We start from the raw sequence: 18,763 nt of genomic DNA on the forward strand, positions 1-18,763 counted from the left end.
GTGAACCTGCTCTACCATTCATTCAGATCAGCGTTCAATGAAAAATGGGGGCAAGATCACTTCGGGATGCCGACCGTCAGGGAGTTTAGGCCGATCCAACCCATGTGGGAAGGGCGAGGATACGCCGATCCTCCGCCATCACCAGCTGTTGAAAAAGGAGATCAGCTAGTGCTCGCTGTGTCATTGATTCTTCGAAGCCTTCTCGAACTTTGCGAATCACTTCTCCGCGACTCCTAATCGAATTGCATGCCAGAAGTAATTCGCGATGGACACCGATCCACTCTGAGCGCTCGTTCCGTCCACCTCGCGTGTCTTCCACCATAATCCTCCCGTCCCTTTCGCGCAGTTCACAACGCGCCGGCAGCGCAGAGCGACTGGCGTCCAGCCAACCGGCGACAGCCTTGCGGAACTCATGCGTGTAGCGGGCCACGTCTGCACGATCAACGCCATCGAATTCGAAAAAGTACGCGAAGTCTTCCGGTGCGACGATCTTCCGCGGAAACAGAAAGCGGTAATCGACACGCGCACGCACGCCTGTAATAGCGTATTCGTCGCGCTGTCGAAACAACGGACTGAAGCGGTGCAGCTCCACCAGGAAAACATTCTGAGTAGGTGGTGGCAGGTGTACGATAGCGGGCACAATTCGTGCCGAATCGAGATACCATTCTTCCTTCTCTCCTGGGAAGCCGGCCAGAAAGTTGTACGTTGGCGCGATACCCAATTCGGCGCACCATCTCAGAAACTGAATATTGCGCAGGGCAGAACCGAATTTTTTCATGTGAGACAACAGGGGAGTTGAAATTGCCTCGATTCCCGGCTGGATCCGCTTGATGCCAGCTTGGGCCATTGCGGCGAGTTCGTCACGGGTGAGATCAGGACGAGTCTCGTAGAAGATCTCGGTATCTAGGTCGAGAGCAGCAAGACGTGCGACTACCTCCCGCCGGTGTTCCCGTGAAATTATCCAGTCGGTCGCTAGGAGGCGTCGCACCCCGTAACGCGCTCGAAGCGAGAGAATTTCTTCGACCACACGTTCTGCGGATTTGCTGCGAAACTGTAATACATCCGGGTTCAGACCGCAGAACACACAGTGGGCTTGCTGACCCCACCAGCATCCCCGAGACGACTCGAATGGAAGCGCGTCCAAGTCCAACTCGACGCCTCTCTCCTGCTGGAACCGTTCCCGCTCGCTGAAATAGCCGTCGAACTGTGGTGATGGACTTCGGTTCATATCCATAAGCGGCCGGCCCGGTGTGTGCCTGATGACACCCTCTGCGGTGTAAGTCACGCCAGGCAAGCCAGCACAGGAGCTGCTGTTTATGAGGCGGTCGAGCATCTCCTCGAACGGCTCCTCGGCCTCACCTGTGAAGACATGGTTGATCACGTCGGGTAAGGCGCGATGGTAGGCAACCCCCATGTCCGCTTCGAAACACGCGCCTCCGAATAGGGTCAGGATCTCCCGGTCGTGCTGTTTAAGTCGGTTGGCTATGGCTAGGCTCGCCATAACTTGATTGAAAGTCGCCGAAAAACCCACGATCCGCGGCCGGAGGGCAGCGATGCGCGCGACTACGGAAGTCAGAAAGTCCGGCAATTCGACGTCCCGAAGTTGCGTGAGGCGACCATTGCCAAGGATCGGGGGCACAATGCCCGCGTCTTCGCTGGCCCGCAGGAACTCATCACTTCCTAACGCCTTCGAGCCAAATATGTCGACTGCAAAAAGGTGTTCGGACAGTCCAAACAGTGCTCGAGTATCTGCAAAGGTCTCCGCTACCTTGACGCCGATGGTTGCGGCTAGACTCAGATTGGCGTATATGGGCTCAACATGGAACCCTTTGCGGGTAGCAATCGCTTCTAAAATACCGAGCGCCAGATTGGGCCGAGTCGTGGTAGCCCACGGTGCCTGAACGAGCACCAGGGTCATTGATGTCGATGCTGCGGTATGGCCATTAGGCTCGGAACGAAGTGTGTGCACTATGAGTATCGACTGCTCCTGTATGAACCTTGATTTGTAGGCATCTTTTATTATATTTATGACCACGATATCGCGCAAGAGTAAGGGCACTATGTTCCTTATGGCCTAGTGGCAATCTCGGACCTGCAGGAGAATGTGACACTTGGGCAATCGACGCACCAGGCAGGACAAAGAGCCGACATGGCCTGTTATCCCCAATCTGCCGACCGATCTCTTCAAAGGTGCGGCCCGAGATTACGCTGAATTCCGGGTGCCTTACCCTCAAAATCTACTAGAGGACTTGATCGAGCGTAGCAGCGCAGCACAGTCGGGCTTGCTGGTCGATCTAGCCTGCGGCACCGGGCAGTTGGCCTTACCGTTAAGCCAGCATTTTGCATCCGTGGTCGCGATCGATCAAGAGCCTAACATGATTGAAGTCGCGCGCGCGGTGGCGGCTGAGATCGGAAACATTACGTGGGTTACAGGACGTGCCGAGGATGCTAACTTCCTCCCCAGCTCGGTCGAAATGGTAACGATCGGTGCTGCATTCCACCGATTGGACCGTCGACTGGTTGCGGCCCGCGCCCGCGAATGGCTGCGGTCCGGCGGCTCGCTCGCCGTGGTTGGATCGAACAGCTTATGGACCGGCAAGGAAGCATGGCAGGCCGCTGCGATCGAGATACTCGATGACTTTATTGCACCGCCGCCCTCCCCCGGGAAAGAAGTTGAGCCGGCGGCGGCGTCCGTTCCGAAGATGACACATCGCGAGATCCTTGTCGAAGCAGGCTATGATGTTTCGGAGCACGAATTCGCGGTTCCACATATCTGGAGCTTGAACTCGTTCTGGGGCTATTTACTCTCAACGTCCAAACGCTCGGCGATCCTGGCGGCCGGACCAACGTTGGAAAATGCGCTGCGGCGTCGCCTACTTGGAATCGATTCGAGTGGCATGTACGAGGAAACGATGATGTTCTACTATTTGTTGGCGAGAAGAGCTGACTAGTAGCTAATCGAGCTCATGGTCGCCAACGGTGCCAAACTGATCAACTGACTGTCGGAAGACGCGCTCCACACGCGATGATGAAGGACCGCCGCAGACAGTTGTTTTCGAGTTCCTCTCTAAGACTTAGCCTGATGGATGTTGCGGAAAAAAATGACCTGCAGTTATTTCGGAGTACTGCCCAGTACTACCATGATTTCCGCGTACCATATCCTCCAGTGCTTTTGGAACAGCTTTGTTGCGATGTCGGCGATGCGAAATGTGCACATCTCCTTGATCTTGGATGCGGCACGGGAGAACTCGCCGTACCCCTTGCATCTTGTTTCCATGCTGTTACTGCGGTCGATCCCGAAGCCGAGATGCTCAATTTTGCCCGAGAAAAAGCTCGTGGCCATAATAACATCACTTTCGTGCTCGGCCGGGCTGAGGATCTGAATCTGCCTCCCATGTCCGTGCATCTCGTGACGATCGGAGCGGCGTTCCATTGGATGGACCGGGAACTCATCACACGCCGCTGCCGACAATGGCTGGCCCCTGGTCAGCCAATGGCGATCCTCGGAAGCAATAGTATCTGGACGGGTACGGCAGCGTGGCAGGAAGTCGCCCGCCGGGTGTTGATTGATTGGTTCGGTAACCGCCGGGCTGGCAAGGGCAGATTCCAGGCGCCTCTTGAACGCCACGAAGTCGTCCTCGTACGAGAGGGGATGGCGCTCAAGCGTTTGGAGTTCCAGATGCCATACGTTTGGACGCTGGAATCTTTTATCGGCTATCTGGCTTCGACATCGTTCGCCTCGGCTGTTGTCATTGGTGGCGATCGCACCGCATTCGAGAATGCGATGCGCGAGGCGCTTCTAAAATTTGATGCGAGTGGCCATTATTCCGAGACGCTGACGTTTTATTGCATCCTCGCCTATCCGAAACAAGGAGATGCCGTCTGACACAGCAGTGGACACGTGTAGAGTATGCCGATACCACAGATTTCGGCCGGGTTGTAATTGAATGGATGCTTTCGAGTATATGCGATTACCAATGTGCATACTGCCCTGAGCGTCTTCATGACGGTCGTGTCCGGTTTCCATCTTGGGAGCAGGCGCGGCGTGCCTGCCGTAACCTGGTGTCGGCGCGGCCGGCACATGCCATCACTATCCTATTCACAGGCGGAGAACCTACGCTATACCCTCATCTCCAGTCGCTCGCATATTACGCCAGAGAGCTTGGTGCCCGCGTGGCAATTTTGAGCAATGGAGGCCGGCCGCGCGCCTGGTGGAACAATGCTTGGGGCTGGCTGGATCATGCAGTCTTATCATTCCATCCTGGTCAGGCCAACCCTGACCATTTCCTCGATGTGGTCTGCGACGGTGTGCGGCGTATCCCGATTCAGGTTAATCTGATGATGATGCCAAGCGTCTTCGACGACTGCATCGCATTTGCCCACCGGCTAGATTCGCAGGCATCGGGCGTAGTCATCCACTATAAGCCGGTTCAGGATAACTGGTGCAGGCTTGGTGATTACTCGCCCGCCCAGCAGGAGGTATTGTTGGCCTTGAACCAGGCGACGATTGATGCTGAGAGGACCTGCGTGACAAGTGTGCTCAAGGGCAATCTTAAATGTTTTGGGCCTGAAGGTCAGATGGCGATTCGTACGCCGACTGAACTTCTGCTACGAAACGAGAATCATTGGCGCGATTGGACTTGCAGCGTCGGTCTCGATTCCGTGTTCGTGCGCTGGGACCAGGTCTTTCGTGGGGTCTGCACCGTTGGAGGCGTGATTGGTTCGATATACGACGAGAATCTGGAGTTGCCCGACAAACCTGTACAATGCGACCGCCCCGCCTGCACCTGTATAGGCGGAATCAAGTCCCTTCGATGGGCGCCGGGCGAAGAGTATCGGCGCCAATTACCTGTTCGGAGTTAATCACAATGGGCCGACATCTATACTTCGCTTCCGAGATTGACCATGTTCATCTTGAGCCAACGACTCGCTGTAATGCGGCATGCCCGATGTGTGCGCGGAATTTGTACGGTCGTACTGCTCCGGAGTTGAAGCAATTGGAATTGAGTGAAGAAAATGTCCGCTTAATCTTGCCGGCCGAGTTTCTGGCGCACGTCCGTTCAGTTGATCTTTGCGGCGCGTATGGGGATCCGATCGTCGCCTCTGAATTGCTGGGCATCATCCGGCATCTACGCCCCCGTGCATCCGATCGCAAGGTCACGGTGTTCACGAACGGAGGTGTGCGGCCCCTCGCGTGGTGGCGAGAGTTGGCGGAGGCGATCGGCCCGTCCGGAGTTGTAGTCTTCGCGATCGATGGCCTAGAGGACACTCTGTCCGTCTACCGTCGCGGCGTCTGCTTTGAGTCCGTGATTGAACGGGCACGGGCATTCATCGAAGCCGGAGGGCGCGCACGCTGGGATTTCCTCGTGTTTCTCCACAATGAGCATGAAGTTAAACAGGCGCGTATGTTGAGCCAACAATTGGGATTCGAGGAATTCTGTTTAAAAAGGTCGTCGCGCTTCTTAAAGTCGGCATACGAATACGTGCCCGAACTCGAAGGGCGAGTCGATCTTGAGAAATTTCCAATTTTCGACGCGACCGGCCGACAGGTGGGTACGCTTCGTCCACCAAGAGATCCCAAACTCATGAACGACACTCTGTTGCGATACATTTCGCACCCAGAGCCGCAACGCGGGCTAGAGCTGCTGTTTGACAGGACAGCTATTCGGTGTCGGGTCCAGGAAAGCCGCAGCGTCTTCGTGAGCGCTAGCGGGCAGGTGTTTCCCTGTTGCTGGACCTATGTTCAAGCGACGACTCCGGTTCTATACGGTATGGGCAATGGCATCGATACGGCGATGTACGATCTCGTTCTCGCCACCGGTGGTTTCGAGGCGCTCGACGCGCGGACCAAGGGGATAGCGGCCGTGATCGAGGGCCCGCTTTTCTGTGCGATCCAGGAAAGCTGGGACAAGCCATCCTTGGCAGAGGGACGCCAGAAGGTCTGTGCCCGCGTTTGCGGGCAGGAGTTCCCGGCCTTCGATGGTCAGTTCACGAACGATTTGGAAATGCCTCCCGCCTGCCGGCCGCTCACGGCGGAAGCGCTAAAGAAGGTCTTGCCAACTCCCCGCATCGGTTTCTTCTCTGGTGCAGTTCCGCAAGAGCTCGAGCCCTCAGGTCTCCTGCTGTGTGACCCGTTGACCGGGCTCGTGGCATATCCGTCCTTTGAACGCTATCTTGTTGCAAATTTGCCCGACATTGCCCCGTTTGGTTTGCATATCTCCGTCGGCGATGTCGACGGACTGAAAGAGTACGTAACCCGCAAGAACGCCGAGGATGAGTTTCTTTTCGGCCATCTGGCGGGCAATCATTGTATGCAGGAGGTTGGCCGTATCACGAGGAGCTGGGCTCATCAGGCATTGGAGGACGTGCCGTTTTCCCTGTGCGGTACATTCGGCGGCGATGAGGTTATCCTGGCAGTCGCCGGGATCGAATACGACCGGTTTGTCACCGCCATCCGGTTGCTCGCTACGAAGCTGCGCCATGAGGCTCCCCGCCCTTGCAGCTTCGCGGCGGCGACGCTTTTTAACCGCACTGTCGAACAAAGGAATGCCCACGAAATCTTCCGGAGACTAGTCTCCCAGATCGATCGGGCTCTATTCCGATACAAGGCCAAACTGCCGGGTGATGCCGGCGGTGGAGACAATGGGGTGGTCGATGTGGGTACGCTGTTGCTGTCTTCCCTGAATGAAACCGACACGGTCGTCAATCTGTTCGAGTAACATCGATGAAGGATGCAACGACCCTCGACGACATTCACCGGATCGCCAGCGAGCACGCTATGCCCTGGATCGATCTTCTGTTCATCGCCGTAAACGCTAATGGGGCATCGTCGACTTTCGATCTTCCGCGCGTGCGCACGCAGTTGCGGCCAAGCGGCTCAATGGACGCGTGGCAAATCATTTTGCCACTCGCATCCGGGGAGTCACCATTTTTTCTAGATGAGAAAGGGCTCTCGCTGGCCGGCGAAACTGTTGCCGATCTTGTGACATTGGAGAATGACGATGTCGTTTTGACGTATCTTCGAGGCGGGGGACGATCGATTACTTTAAATACGCATGCGCGTTCGGCGTGCACAGGTTGCGTCTTCTGTCCTAATGTTATCGAGGACGCCGCGGATGCGATGATCAATGGTGTTGACGGATTGGCGGGCGTGCTCACTTGGGTACGTGCGGATAATGGATGGGAGGACCTTTCCGGCGTTGAAGTCATAACGGTCTGCTCGGGCTGCTTCCAGCATCCTGATGCCGCAGTTCGCCACATGACTGACTTACGCGAGGCGGCGAAACGGCAAGGCTTCGACGGACGGTTACACCTGCTCTCGTCAGTCGTGCGTGACCGCAGCCATATTGAGCAGCTGGCTGATGGTGCAGGCCCGTTCCACTTGACCCTGACGCTCGAATGCTTCACGCGGCGCAGCATGCTGCTCAAGGAGTCGAAAGCGTCCTTGACGCTGGACGATGCCTGCCGGACGCTTGATTTCTGTAAGGAAGGTGGAGTTGTAGGCGACTTTACCTATGTAGCCGGGATCGATCCGTTGGCTGATGCAATCGAGGGTCTCAAGCAGCTCGCTAGCCACGTGACGACCTTTCCCCGTATCCAGATATATCAGGCACATAATGAATATATGCGCGTAGTCCGGCCTGCCGATACTGCAACGATCGCCTTTTACGTCGCGCTACGGGAAGCCATCGAGCCAACTTTCGCCGAGCGGGGTCTGCGACCCGTTTCATGGGAAAACTACCGTCCCCTATGGTACACGGATTTTGCCGGCCAACCGATCCATGGCCCGCGTATCTGAACGGTGCTGAGATGGTCTTGGCATCTGCCCTACCGCATCTGAATCTCCACGGCTTGCTCTGGCGAAAGAAGCTATGATGTCGGAAGCCTATCCGTTGCATGCTATTGTGGTGCAGCGTTACACGGTCCCAGCCCCACCCCCAGAGCTTCATGTATTGGAAGCTTCTGGTCGTGCACGAACGGATTCTGTCGAAGGATGGTTGGTAGGCGCTTCTGACGGCCGATTGTGGGGATGGTGGGGGCCAGTACCCGATAATGTCGCGCCATTGGTGGAGCCACTTTTCGCAGCTGCGGCCACCAGGGAATGGCTTACAACAGGCGATTGGGCACGGCGCCTTCGGCGAGCGATGCGCCATACGTCGAACGGACTCCTCGGAATTGCCGTAAGTTGCATGGAGCTGGCGTGTTGGGATTTGTTAGGATGGCGGCAGGAAGCCCCCGTGTGGTCCATAGTCGGTGGCGTTGATCGCAGCAACGTCGACAGCTACGCTACATGTTTCGGAATCGACCCACACGACAATGCCTCAGCCGCCGTCGCTAGCGAGGTCGCTTTCCGTTGGGCTGTGCAGAAGTGGCGGCCGACGCATTCGGTCGATGTGATGAACAAGTTAGCTGAGGCGGCGGGAGGAGACGGTGCGCTCTGCCTAGATTTCGGGGGGCTGTGGAACAGTGACGCCATAGCCAGGTTGTGTGAAGACCTTTCATTCCGACTTGCTTGGATTGAGGAACCCTTTCCGCCTGAAGAAATGCATCAAGCCATCGGCTGGCGGCGTCCAGCGCCACATGCAGCTGGCGAGCATTGCTATAGCCGGGCGGAGACGGCCATCCTTGAGGCTGCGGGTGTCGAGATCTGGCAGCCCGACGCGGTTTTCTGTGGCGGCTTCCAATCTTTTCGTTTACTCGTAGAACGGGCCTCGGAGATCGGAGTCAGGTGCATGCCGCACGGTGGTAGTTTGCTGCCGGCTCTGCATGCCGCTGCCGCAGGCGATGCGGTCGAATGCGTTGAGTATCACATGCTGCTGGAACCTAGACGTCAGGCACATCTGGCCTCTCCGGTAATGCCCGTCGAGGGACGGCGTTTGGTAGCGCCCGATGCGCCCGGCTGGGCAGGGCCGTTGAATCCGAACCTTCGAATGGGAGCAGTTCTGTGATAGGGACGCCGACGCTGGTGGTAGACATCGGCGGCACGCTTTTAACGCGGTCTCGACCTGGCGCGACTGCCCGGGCATGGTCCGTGGTGGAGCCGCTCTTGAACGATCCTACAGACGTAGTACAGCGTGTCGATGTTGGCCGTGCTGTACTCACAGCTCATACTCGTGAGGAGGCAGCCGCTGCCATCGCAGCCGCATTTGACCTGATTCCCCGTTACCATGCTGCGGTGCTCGAAGCTCTGCGCCTTCCGGAGGGTGAAGCGATTGTTCATCCAAGTGCAGTGCATACCCTGGAGGTTGCGCGTCGGCTCGGATGGCGGATCGTTGCTGCGACCAATGCTGCTGGCTGGGTTCAGGATCTACCGTCCCAACTGTCGCGGAGCATCGAGGAGGTTGTTAGCTCTAGCGCGGTCGGCTGGACAAAGCGCGATCCAGAGTTTTGGCATCATCTGATCTGCAGTCGAAACATTGATCCAAACTATTGTCTCGTGGTGGGAAACGAGTCCGTTGTGGACGCCGAAGTGCCACGTCGCGCCGGTCTGCTCGCGCTTTGTATCGCCGATACGTTGGGACGGCTCGAAGTTCTGGCTGATGGTATGGAGCAGGCCGGCTCGGCGCCGGAGGACTGCATCGGTATCGTGGCTGGCCGTCCTTTTGAGTGGGCTGACCTCCAGGTCATCGAGGTGCCGCATCTTACCCGAATGGTCGAACACGTAACACGGTATCCGGTTCTGGCCGTAACTGCGATGGACCCCCCGCTCCGGGCCTGGATTCTCAGGCGACGCATCGGGCCGCCCGTCTATGCGGGGCGCGACGGTGGCGGGCCACCGCTTCTCGCGTGGCTCGTCGCGGCCAAAGACCGGCGAAAGCGCAGGCCACCCCCAGATCTGGCCGCGGCACTGACTTCCGCAAACCTTTCGCTCGATCATCTTTCCGTACGTGATCGGAGACACCTTGTTTCGTTCGTCCACGAGGCGCACGACCAGCAAACTCGGCGTGCTCGGATTGATTCCATTGTCGCTCTCCTGTCAGGACGAGATGCTGACCAATGACGAATCGCGACACTATAGGTGAGCAGGAACGGCTCCTACGGCGAGAGGCCGCAGTCGCGTTCTGGCGCGTAACCTCAATGCTTGCGGCGGCACACGTCTTCCAGCTGTTTTGGCCGCCACACGGTGGCTCGCAGAAACGCCACCTGGTAGGTCATTGGGGTTGCAATCCCGGCATTGGTTGGATTGTCGGACATTTATCGTCTCACTGGCTGTATGAGGAGCCATTCCTTTTGGTAGTTGGTACCGGCCATGCTAGCAGCTATCTCTTCGCTCATCAGGCCTTAGCGGAAGGTTGGACAGCGCAACATTTCTCGGCTGCGGCGGATCGCTACGGACAGCCGGGTGGCGATCCATCGGAACTCCCGCCACCCCACGGCGCGCCCTATCAGGGCGGGGAATTGGGCGCAGCGCTGGCAGTGACACAGGGACTTTCTGCATTTTCGGATCACCGGCTCACCGTCTGCATCGTCGGTGATGGCGAGTGTGAGACGCCATCTGCACTGGCAGCGTTTGTTCACGGCGATGTGCTTTTAGGGTGCGGTGCAGGCCGCCGGGCCTGGTTACCCGTGATCAACGCGAATGGCGCAAGAATGGGCGGTCCGTCGGTCTGGGACGGGACTCGTCTGGAGCGCTTCCTCACCGGACTTGATTACGAGGTCATTCGATCGGGTGAGGACCCGCAGGAGGCGTCGGACGCTGCCGACTTGGCACTCCGGCGATGCCTGTCGAACGATAAAGTGGTCTGGATTTCCGAAACGGAGAAAGGTTGGCCAGCGCCACCATCAATCGGTGACGTTCCGTTCCGTGGACATCGGGCTCATCGGCCTCCCCGCATTGATCCGGGCTTGGTCGAGCGTGATCTGATGCGGTGGTTCGAAGAGTTCGGTGGCAAAAATATCCTGAGCGAGGGCAACCAGAATGTATCTACCGCTCGACAGCTCGTAAAACGAGTCACCTTTTCGCTTGAGGCCAATCGGTCGTCTTCGTCCGAATCATCCTGGCTGCTCCCCCATGGCGCCGCGAACAAATCGTGGCAATCACCCATCGGTTTAGTTGACAAACTGCTCGCGCACCGGGACACACTTGTCTTTTGTCCTGACGAAGCCGACTCCAACCGCCTTCATACCTGCCTCGCTTCGGGCCGCTTGATTGAAGTGCTGTCAGAAGTGACATGTCTGGCTTGGACGTGGGGAGCTGTTGAGGCCTCCCGCGAAGCCGTATTCGCCACCTACGAAGCTTTCGCACCGCTTACATCAAGTATGCTCGCCCAGTATGCCAAGCTGTGCGATTCAGACAGGCAACGTGATCATCCCCCACTAATCGTGCTGCAGACGAGCCTCGGGTGGGCCAACACTCCGAGTCATCAGAATACCGACCTTGCAGCTACTTTCTTGGTAAGGCCACGGGCGCGATTGGTCTGTCCGATAGGCGCAACATCAGCGATAAGGCGTACCCACGAGCTGTTTCGTGCCCGCAACACCATTGGTCTGCTGGTTGTATCCAAGCAGGCACTTCTCGACCTTCCGGACCCGGGTGGCTCCTCCGCCGTCGAACTTCGCGTCAGCGACGGGAATGTGCCCCGCGCAACCATCGTCGCCGTCGGCGACATCTGCGTGACCGAGGCGGTTGCAGTAATGGTAGCGGGGGTGGAAATTGGCTTGGCTATTCGCGTGGTGGCTATTGTGGAGCCGAGGTCGGTGTCCGACTACGGAACTGAGTCTTCTTATTCATCTGAGAATATGGCAGGGGATGGGCCGTATGTGGTAACAGTTCCTCCCGCGGATTCGACGGCGATCGGCGTGTCCTGGTGCGCATCCCGTTTCATCGCGACAGCTATGTGGGACACCTTTGGTTCCTCGTTTCCGATCTATGGTTTTGTCGAACGCTTTGGCTCTACGCCTTGGGAGACTCTTAAAGCGAATTCCCAGGACCGGTTGTCATTGGCTGCGGCCCTGGTGGGTGGGGGTTTGGCTCCCGGACGTCTTGTCGACGCCGTTGAGTGTCAAATCGCGGATGTCCATGATCCCAGCCACGCGGGGAGTGTGCCACAATTCAACTGCCCGCTTCTGTCTGCCGCACCATGGAAACCTGCCCAGTTCGATGTCGTAGTATAGTCCGAATGCCGTGCTTATGAGCCGCAAGCGTACTTGAGATGCAGCGAGAGCACGTAGCGTGGTGCGGCGGCGGCGGCGACCGACCCCAGGCCATGCAGCGACTGAGGAGATCGAAGAAAGGTCAGCATGCGGTTCGCACGGAACGCAACGCGCGTATGAATTCGATGATTGTTCCAGTCTTCATGCACATAAGTAGAATCTGTGTAATCGCCATCACCTGGCAGGGAGTCTGTGCGTCGGGCGGGGTCGAGAGGCTCGAACAGTAAGGTCTCAATGCTGGTGTCCTGTTGAGCAGCCGCTAAAAATACAATGCACTTAACGAACAATGATGGCGCGTCGGTGTGCGGCGAAAGAGACGACCTTGCTAAGTCGCAGTCGATCCATAGTTCCCTGCGGAGCGGTCGCCGGAGCCGCGCCATTTGTCCAGCATCGACAAAAGGCATGAATGTTGCCCGCAGCGCCGACTCGACCGCTGGGTCCGAAAGGCCTAGTTCTATCGCCATCCAGACGGGTCCCGAATCGGTAAGCTCCGACAAACGCTGCGCGCCGCGTCGGCTGTATTTGGTGACACTACCGAAACCGATCCTGTCTAGGGAAGTGAATGACGTGGGAGCAGGCAGAGCTTTAAGAAGATGGTCAAAAATCATAGGCGGCAATGCCGAATCGATGATCGCATGGGGAAAGGGTTCAGTATGGATCTTGGTGCGTCGGATCCCCCACTCGACGTGATGTGCTACATCTTCACTCATGCGGTGGAGATCATTCATGTTGGATCTAATCTAACAAACGGATAAAAACTAACGTATCATTTTCCTTGACACATTGACATGGTAGCTGAAATGCCAAATTTTGTCCTTCCGTTTTGTGGCCAGCTTTTGTGCTCATTTTCCAGGGCTTAATGCCCACGATGCCTTGTATACGCTCTTCCGAGAAATCATATTTCCCGAGTTGGTTAATAAATGGTAATTAGGGCGAAACGTAACCAAAGAATGTTTGCAGGAACAGTTTGAACAGGTTGTCCCTGCGGTGATTAAAGCGGTACTCAATTTCCTTCAGATACATCGGGAAGTGATATTGGGAAACGCCTCTGTAGTTATAGAGAATAGGCTTGCCGAATGACCAGAAGCCTTCGATTCCATTGATATGGTTCTTCGTGCGTCTATCAATGAGGCTCTTGGTGTGGTTGACGGTATGGTGCTTGCCGTAACGTTTGAGTGACTGATAGCCCTTAAACGCATCGGTGTAATAGACTGATCCCTTGCGGGTGTTGGTGCGGATATGGGTCATGAGCATCTCGGCAGAGAAGTTCTCCATGACCTTGGTGTATACCCGCCCCATTACGCTCTAACAAGCCAAACACCACGCTTTTCCCGGCAGCGCCTCGCCCGCGCGTGCCCTTGCATCGCCCACCGAAAGAGGCTTCATCCAGTTCAATCTCGCCGGAGAGCTTGCTTTCCATCGCTTCCAGTTCGGCCACATGGAAGGTGGCGTCTTACGTTTTGCCTGCCGCAGCACGGACATTGGCCGAGGCGTGTGATCAACTGAACACTGAGCTGGTAACGAATCGTGGCGATCGAGTGTGGCACATGGCGCTGCGCGCGCTGGGCTGCCGCGAGGGAGGTAATCAGCGGGAAGGGCAGGCATTTGGCGTGCGGCGAAGTTTTTTTTGGTGCCGGCGGCTTTGCCAGCGGCGATGCGTTCAGCCACCAGAAATCCATACGCCGCTATGCTCAGCGTCGCGTGATGGTGGAAGCCACGCCAGCCGCGTCCTTCGTAATGGCCGAGCCCCAGTTCCTGTTTCAGCTCCTGGTAGTCGCGTTCAATGCGCCAACGCGTATGAGCCTGGGTGACCAGTTCAGTGAGCGCAGTGTCTTCGGGGAGGGTGGACAGATAGTATTTGAGTGGCTCAACATCGTTCGCTGGCCACTCGATCAGCAGCCATTGCGCCGGGTGCAGACGCGCTTTGCCGATGTTGCTGCCGGCCTGACGCACCCGCACTGCGGCAAAGCGCCCACTGAGGGGTTCGTTCGTTCCCTCGCGCCAACTGATCTTCTGGAACGCACTCGCCGGAAGCCCATGCGCCACGTCCTTGACGGAGACCGGCTGACGCTGGTTCGTCCGGCGCGGCATCACGGGAGGGCGACCCCTCCCGGAATAACGCTTCGGCGGCAACGGGTCAAGGCCCGGGGGCCAGACCACGACGGCCGACGTAATCCCAACGACATAGGGCAAACCAAGTTCGGTCAGGCGCTGCCGAAACGATTGATTGACGCCATAGCCGGCATCGGCCAGTACGCAACACTTTGGGGCGCCCTCCACCAGCAACGCCTCCAACCGTTGCAGGGCAATCTCGGGCTTGGTGGCAAATTTCACCTCGTCGGGGACGCCGGCTTTCTTGCGCCGTACCGGATCTTCCGCCCACTCCTTGGGCAGATACAGTTGGTACGCCACCGGCACGCTGGCCTGCTCCGTTGCCAACGAGACACTGACTGCGACTTGGCAGTTGTCCTGCTTGCCCAGTACGCCGCAGTACTGTCGCGCGACCCCCACCGAGTGCGTTCCCTTCTTCGGAAAACCCGTGTCGTCAATGATCCAGAAGCCGCCGCCAGACCGATCCATCTTGGGCACGACCCATTGACTGACCCGTCGCAGCAGTTCTTCATCCGACCACTCGGCCTTGGCCACGAAGTGATGCAGCGACTGATGCCGCGCACTGGCGTGCAGCGGATCGACCCGTGCCGCCATCGGTTCTACGCTCTTGCGCGCCAGCGGCAACATCAGTCCAGTGCAGTAGCCCTTCAGCCCCGCATGCCGATCCCTATGCCCGAGTCCCTCAGCCAAATGCTCCATGTATTGCCCAAATCGCTGACTTGCTCTCATTGCTCCTCCGAAGCAGGACGAAGAAGCTCATACAATACATTGTTTTTATTGACACAGTAAGACTAGTTGTGCTTTGGCAGCATCCAAGAAGTTTGTCGGCATATCGAGCTTGACCTCTATCGTAGGCGTGAGATTCAATCCGAACCCCGCCGATATCGTATTCCACGGACTGGATACAAGAGCGGAAAAATGAGAGTGAAAATGGCTCTATTTGAAATCCCTTGCCCGATACCGTCTTGTCGTCTGACAATCCCGGTAGACAATCGTGAGCCTGTCCGCATACTCTACGATAAAGTCCGGGTATGTTGCGGCCACGTGTCTGTAAACATCACTGTTATCCTCTATAAAATAGAGAAAGTTCCGAGCTAAGTATGGAGTCATCGTCCGCATAGTGCGGAGAACAGCTTCGGTGTAGTGGCACCCATCGTCGATCACAATATCAACCTTGTCGTCTTGTAGTATATGATCTATCAATTCCGTATTGTCTTCAAATTGATCAAGCTCGTAGAGCTCCGGCAGCTGGCCTGGGAATGCGCCGCGAAGGAGCAGGTTCTCCATATTGCTATAGATGTGCCCGAGATCAATGTCGAGACCGATCACGCGGCCTCCCCTAAATAATTCTGACCACATCGCAAGACCTGTTCCATTAAGGATTCCGATTTCGATCAACGTAACGGGCTTATTGGATTTCACAATGGGCAGCAAATGTTCCGCGTATTTTTCAGCATATGCTTGATAATACATGCGATCGCCCCCCACCATTCTGGGGAGAGGTCGTACGTTAGCTCGAGGATCATGGGGGCTGATCCGCTTTCGAGGAATGTCTCTCTGAAGGCCTCCATAATAAATCTCACTACCGATGAGCCAGGTCGCCGTGCCAGACAAATCGTTCCTATATTGGCGTAGGTATTCTCGCTTGTTGAACCACAGCGAAATAGTTCTTATTACCCTGGAATACCAAGCGCCCGGCTTTTCCATCATAACTAAATTACTTCAAGGACAATTGACGTTGGTCCCGTTCCGAGACAATTCTTAACCAGAGCAGATGGCCTCTTCTGCAGTCGCTTCTCCCTGGCATTATGTGACATACGCATTTGGGCTCATGTGCCCTAGTGAGCTGTACGGGAGGTGGAGATAGTTCACTTGCCAGGCGTCGACGATGGCTTGCGCCTCGGCCAGCGAGGCGAACCGGTGCATGTCTGCAAGACTTCGTCGACCGAGACCGCACGGGCCGACGCTCGACCCAGCCGCCGATCTGCTAACCCCTTCGCCCCGTCGGCCTCATAGCGGACGCTCCACCGACGAAATGTGCGTTCCGTCACGCCGAGCATCCCCGCTGCCTCCGCCATCGTCAGATCTCGCCCCTGTCGTCGTGCATATAACTCCTCAAATCGCATCTGTCGCACCTCCTGTAGGACGGTTGCCCGTGTCATGGTGGCCCTCCTTGAGGGCGCACCCTAAACCGGACACTTCACGGGCCACCAAAACCGGACAGATGATGTGCTATCTACAGACTATCGGTCAACCTCTTGACTTTGTTTTTGTCATCACCTACGTTGTTATCGGTATTCTCACCCCAAAATTAGGAGGGCGTTATGTCCAATGAGTTAACTCCTACCGCTTTCGCATCAGTGGAAGACCTCATCGATTCTATAGGAAAAGATGTTGGGATCACACCCGTTCAAGTCAGAACAATACTGGCCAGCGCCTGGCCTGCCCTATGCGTATCCGAGGCAGCAGGGCTTCGTCCCATGCTTGCAAAGACTGCGGGTGTTACCGAAAAGCAGGCAAGCCGGGTTATTGGCTTAGCCTGGAAAAGCGCATTGGCGGTTGTCATTAGACAAAATAAGAAAGCCAAAGCCCTAGTTGACAGCGCTTATCTTATGCACGATGCTGCGTAAGCATGTCGAACTAGTTGTCAGCAGGTGGCCTGCAAGTGCTTAAGCCAGTTGGTGTGCCATCAACGTCGCGAGATTATCTCTTTATCAAGAAACAAATAAATAATTCTTGCTCCGCCCTTTGTGTATTAGATAGGAAATCAAATCTCCCCTTCTCCCCCAGAGTGGATGCGAATGTAAGATCGGCGGCACAAAATGTACCATTCTATCGGCGCCTACTTAAGAATGGTCGTAGCCTACCTTCTCGACAACTTACTCCCAAAGATTTTGAGAAGCTGCCCTTTCTTGGAAAGTCTGCACTCAGAGAAAACATATTAGATTTTTACTCTGACGATGTAGTCGAAAAGGATCTGTTCCACAGACGAACTTCGGGCACCTCCGGAATACCACTTGTTATTGCCTACGATAGAGATGCCATGAATTTAGGATGGGTATCTTTTTTCTTGCGTATGGAAAAACTAGGAGCTAATTTAGCAGCGAAATCACGAGGTAGATGGCACCTCGAATTCCTCTCTGACTTCCCTAATGCCACGGCTGTTTCTTATGATCTAGCTGCACCAGGGATCCCAAAGGCAGAGCGTAAGTTGGTCCTTCCCAACATGCCTCTACTAGATAAAGTTAGTCTCGTCAAAGGTCTGAAAACCGCAACGCCTGCAGTATGGAATGCCAAACCGAGCACTTTATTGTTGCTTAGTACGGTCTATGATGAGTTACAAGAAGCGCCTCCTACGCCAAATCTAATCATCACTAGCGGCGAGTCCTTGAGTTATGAAGTCCGAGGACAGTTACAAAAGATATTCAACGCCCAAGTCTATAACCTGTACGCCATTGCCGAAGTCGGAAATGTGGCTTTTGAATGTTCCAATTCACGAGGCATGCATGTCCTTTGGGATCATACATATGTCGAAATAATAAGGGACGGTCGTCAAGTTGCCTTGGGTGATAGTGGTGAAATAGTGGTTACCAGCCTTGTGAATAGAGCTATGCCGTTAATACGGTACCGCACAGGAGATGTTGGTCGCTTTATTACCAATAGCTGTCACTGTGGATTTGGAGGACCGGAACTCGAAATTGAGCACGGACGCATAGTGTACTACTTTCAAAGGCAGGGAGGGACTTTATACAACCCTCATGTGATGGAAAAAGCGCTCGCTCAATGTGGTTTTCTCCAATATCAAGTAAGACAATGCGGCTATGACAGAATAGAGTTTCGTTACTTAGCAAAAGAGAATTGTTGCAACATTCGGGAAGCAGTTTCTGTGATAAAAGGCATCTGCGGTGATGTCCACGTAGAGATTCAGCCAATGTCTACCTTCGAACCCACAACGCTCAAGCGGTCTAACTTCGTATCCGAACTTCCCAATCCGTTCTTGTCGGCATTAATCAAATAGATGACCTTCCCCCCGAAAACTAGACCATTGGCGTGGAAGCTCACCTGTGCTGAGATGGGCCCCACAGGAGGGGTCCATGACAGTATCCTGCTCCCCTTGAAATTGAGACCACCCCTAAGACAAGGTCCTGACGTGGACCGAGGAGGTGGCGATGGCATCAGAAGCAGCAGACCCAATTGAACGATGGACAGCCAAACGGCGTGTCACGCTGGTCGTCAGTATTTTGAAGGGAGAGACCTCGGTGGCAGAAGCGGCCCGGACACATGGGCTGACGGTAGCGGAGGTGGAGGTACTGTGGCACGAATCCTACTAGGAGCCTGTCCGACATTGACCTGAACAAGCCCGAATCAAGGCCGAGGAGGCGGGCTTGGCTCGTCGGGGAGTGAAGGAACCCCGTGTTTTTCGCTATCACCGGCCATGTCCCATCCTCTTCTGCACCCCACACAGCGCTAGGAGCTCATCACCAGGACGGCGGCGACA

16 protein-coding genes and 1 pseudogene are annotated in these 18,763 nt (G+C 55.9%); 11 read left to right on the forward strand and 6 right to left on the reverse strand.

Translation table 11 applies throughout. The features are described 5' to 3' along the window. Positions 1-85: 85 nt before the first annotated feature. On the reverse strand, positions 86-1,918 hold the full coding sequence (locus P0119_22305) for a RiPP maturation radical SAM C-methyltransferase (GenBank protein ID MDF0668793.1): 1,833 nt from the start codon (positions 1,916-1,918) through the stop codon (positions 86-88). A 193-nt stretch (positions 1,919-2,111) separates the two neighbouring features. Here P0119_22305 and P0119_22310 point away from each other — a divergent pair, with 193 nt between their 5' ends. The 8 genes from P0119_22310 to P0119_22345 all read left to right on the forward strand — a co-directional run bounded on the left by P0119_22310 (position 2,112) and on the right by P0119_22345 (position 12,114). Then, entirely contained in the window at positions 2,112-2,951 is an 840-nt protein-coding gene (locus tag P0119_22310; protein ID MDF0668794.1) for a class I SAM-dependent methyltransferase, read from the forward strand. A gap of 131 nt (positions 2,952-3,082) precedes the next feature. Next, positions 3,083-3,886, forward strand: a complete 804-nt coding sequence (locus P0119_22315) for a class I SAM-dependent methyltransferase (protein MDF0668795.1) — start codon at positions 3,083-3,085, stop codon at positions 3,884-3,886. Positions 3,887-3,951: 65 nt separating this feature from the next. Beyond that, on the forward strand, positions 3,952-4,863 hold the full coding sequence (locus P0119_22320; GenBank protein ID MDF0668796.1) for a radical SAM protein: 912 nt from the start codon (positions 3,952-3,954) through the stop codon (positions 4,861-4,863). A gap of 5 nt (positions 4,864-4,868) precedes the next feature. Further along, a complete protein-coding gene (locus P0119_22325) occupies positions 4,869-6,719 on the forward strand; it encodes a radical SAM protein (GenBank protein ID MDF0668797.1) in 1,851 nt (616 codons plus the stop codon). A gap of 5 nt (positions 6,720-6,724) precedes the next feature. Further along, positions 6,725-7,798 (forward strand): hypothetical protein, encoded by a 1,074-nt coding sequence (locus P0119_22330; protein ID MDF0668798.1) that lies wholly within the window; start codon positions 6,725-6,727, stop codon positions 7,796-7,798. Positions 7,799-8,237: 439 nt separating this feature from the next. Continuing rightward, on the forward strand, positions 8,238-8,948 hold the full coding sequence (locus P0119_22335; GenBank protein MDF0668799.1) for an enolase C-terminal domain-like protein: 711 nt from the start codon (positions 8,238-8,240) through the stop codon (positions 8,946-8,948). Next, positions 8,945-10,000 carry a hypothetical protein gene (locus P0119_22340; protein MDF0668800.1) on the forward strand — a complete coding sequence of 352 codons (1,056 nt, stop codon included), beginning with the start codon at positions 8,945-8,947 and terminating at the stop codon, positions 9,998-10,000. Before P0119_22335 ends, P0119_22340 begins: the two co-directional genes overlap by 4 nt. Then, the gene (locus P0119_22345; GenBank protein MDF0668801.1) at positions 9,997-12,114 is read left to right on the forward strand and encodes a hypothetical protein; all 2,118 of its coding nucleotides are present in this window, start codon (positions 9,997-9,999) and stop codon (positions 12,112-12,114) included. Before P0119_22340 ends, P0119_22345 begins: the two co-directional genes overlap by 4 nt. A gap of 14 nt (positions 12,115-12,128) precedes the next feature. Here P0119_22345 and P0119_22350 read toward each other — a convergent pair whose 3' ends face one another. The 5 genes and pseudogenes from P0119_22350 to P0119_22370 form a co-directional block, all read right to left on the reverse strand. Further along, a complete protein-coding gene (locus P0119_22350) occupies positions 12,129-12,863 on the reverse strand; it encodes a hypothetical protein (GenBank protein MDF0668802.1) in 735 nt (244 codons plus the stop codon). Between the two features lie 217 nt (positions 12,864-13,080). Then, complete coding sequence (locus tag P0119_22355; GenBank protein MDF0668803.1) at positions 13,081-13,452, reverse strand: IS1595 family transposase; 372 nt, start codon at positions 13,450-13,452, stop codon at positions 13,081-13,083. Between the two features lie 249 nt (positions 13,453-13,701). Further along, positions 13,702-14,994: pseudogene (locus P0119_22360) on the reverse strand (IS701 family transposase). Between the two features lie 207 nt (positions 14,995-15,201). Further along, positions 15,202-15,738, reverse strand: a complete 537-nt coding sequence (locus P0119_22365; GenBank protein ID MDF0668804.1) for a hypothetical protein — start codon at positions 15,736-15,738, stop codon at positions 15,202-15,204. 395 nt (positions 15,739-16,133) lie between these two features. Then, positions 16,134-16,427, reverse strand: a complete 294-nt coding sequence (locus tag P0119_22370; GenBank protein MDF0668805.1) for a helix-turn-helix domain-containing protein — start codon at positions 16,425-16,427, stop codon at positions 16,134-16,136. A 162-nt stretch (positions 16,428-16,589) separates the two neighbouring features. Between P0119_22370 and P0119_22375 the strand changes: the two genes are divergently transcribed. From P0119_22375 to P0119_22385, 3 genes are all read left to right on the forward strand, one after another. Further along, positions 16,590-16,895, forward strand: a complete 306-nt coding sequence (locus tag P0119_22375; GenBank protein ID MDF0668806.1) for a hypothetical protein — start codon at positions 16,590-16,592, stop codon at positions 16,893-16,895. Positions 16,896-16,930: 35 nt separating this feature from the next. Further along, complete coding sequence (locus tag P0119_22380; GenBank protein ID MDF0668807.1) at positions 16,931-18,283, forward strand: hypothetical protein; 1,353 nt, start codon at positions 16,931-16,933, stop codon at positions 18,281-18,283. 151 nt (positions 18,284-18,434) lie between these two features. Continuing rightward, on the forward strand, positions 18,435-18,596 hold the full coding sequence (locus tag P0119_22385) for a hypothetical protein (protein MDF0668808.1): 162 nt from the start codon (positions 18,435-18,437) through the stop codon (positions 18,594-18,596). The last annotated feature ends 167 nt before the right edge of the window (positions 18,597-18,763 follow it).

The sequence above is a fragment of the Nitrospira sp. genome, from assembly GCA_029194665.1.
Lineage (GTDB): Bacteria > Nitrospirota > Nitrospiria > Nitrospirales > Nitrospiraceae > Nitrospira_D.

Bases quoted from the DNA above. Each gene is read 5' to 3' on its own strand.
- P0119_22355 (MDF0668803.1), bottom strand. From the start codon at position 13,452: ATGGGGCGGGTATACACCAAGGTCATGGAGAACTTCTCTGCCGAGATG.
- P0119_22375 (MDF0668806.1), top strand. From the start codon at position 16,590: ATGTCCAATGAGTTAACTCCTACCGCTTTCGCATCAGTGGAAGACCTC.
- P0119_22315 (MDF0668795.1), top strand. From the start codon at position 3,083: ATGGATGTTGCGGAAAAAAATGACCTGCAGTTATTTCGGAGTACTGCC.
- P0119_22370 (MDF0668805.1), bottom strand. From the start codon at position 16,427: ATGACACGGGCAACCGTCCTACAGGAGGTGCGACAGATGCGATTTGAG.
- P0119_22330 (MDF0668798.1), top strand. From the start codon at position 6,725: ATGAAGGATGCAACGACCCTCGACGACATTCACCGGATCGCCAGCGAG.
- P0119_22350 (MDF0668802.1), bottom strand. From the start codon at position 12,863: ATGAGTGAAGATGTAGCACATCACGTCGAGTGGGGGATCCGACGCACC.
- P0119_22385 (MDF0668808.1), top strand. From the start codon at position 18,435: ATGGCATCAGAAGCAGCAGACCCAATTGAACGATGGACAGCCAAACGG.
- P0119_22365 (MDF0668804.1), bottom strand. From the start codon at position 15,738: ATGTATTATCAAGCATATGCTGAAAAATACGCGGAACATTTGCTGCCC.
- P0119_22345 (MDF0668801.1), top strand. From the start codon at position 9,997: ATGACGAATCGCGACACTATAGGTGAGCAGGAACGGCTCCTACGGCGA.
- P0119_22305 (MDF0668793.1), bottom strand. From the start codon at position 1,918: ATGACCCTGGTGCTCGTTCAGGCACCGTGGGCTACCACGACTCGGCCC.
- P0119_22325 (MDF0668797.1), top strand. From the start codon at position 4,869: ATGGGCCGACATCTATACTTCGCTTCCGAGATTGACCATGTTCATCTT.
- P0119_22320 (MDF0668796.1), top strand. From the start codon at position 3,952: ATGCTTTCGAGTATATGCGATTACCAATGTGCATACTGCCCTGAGCGT.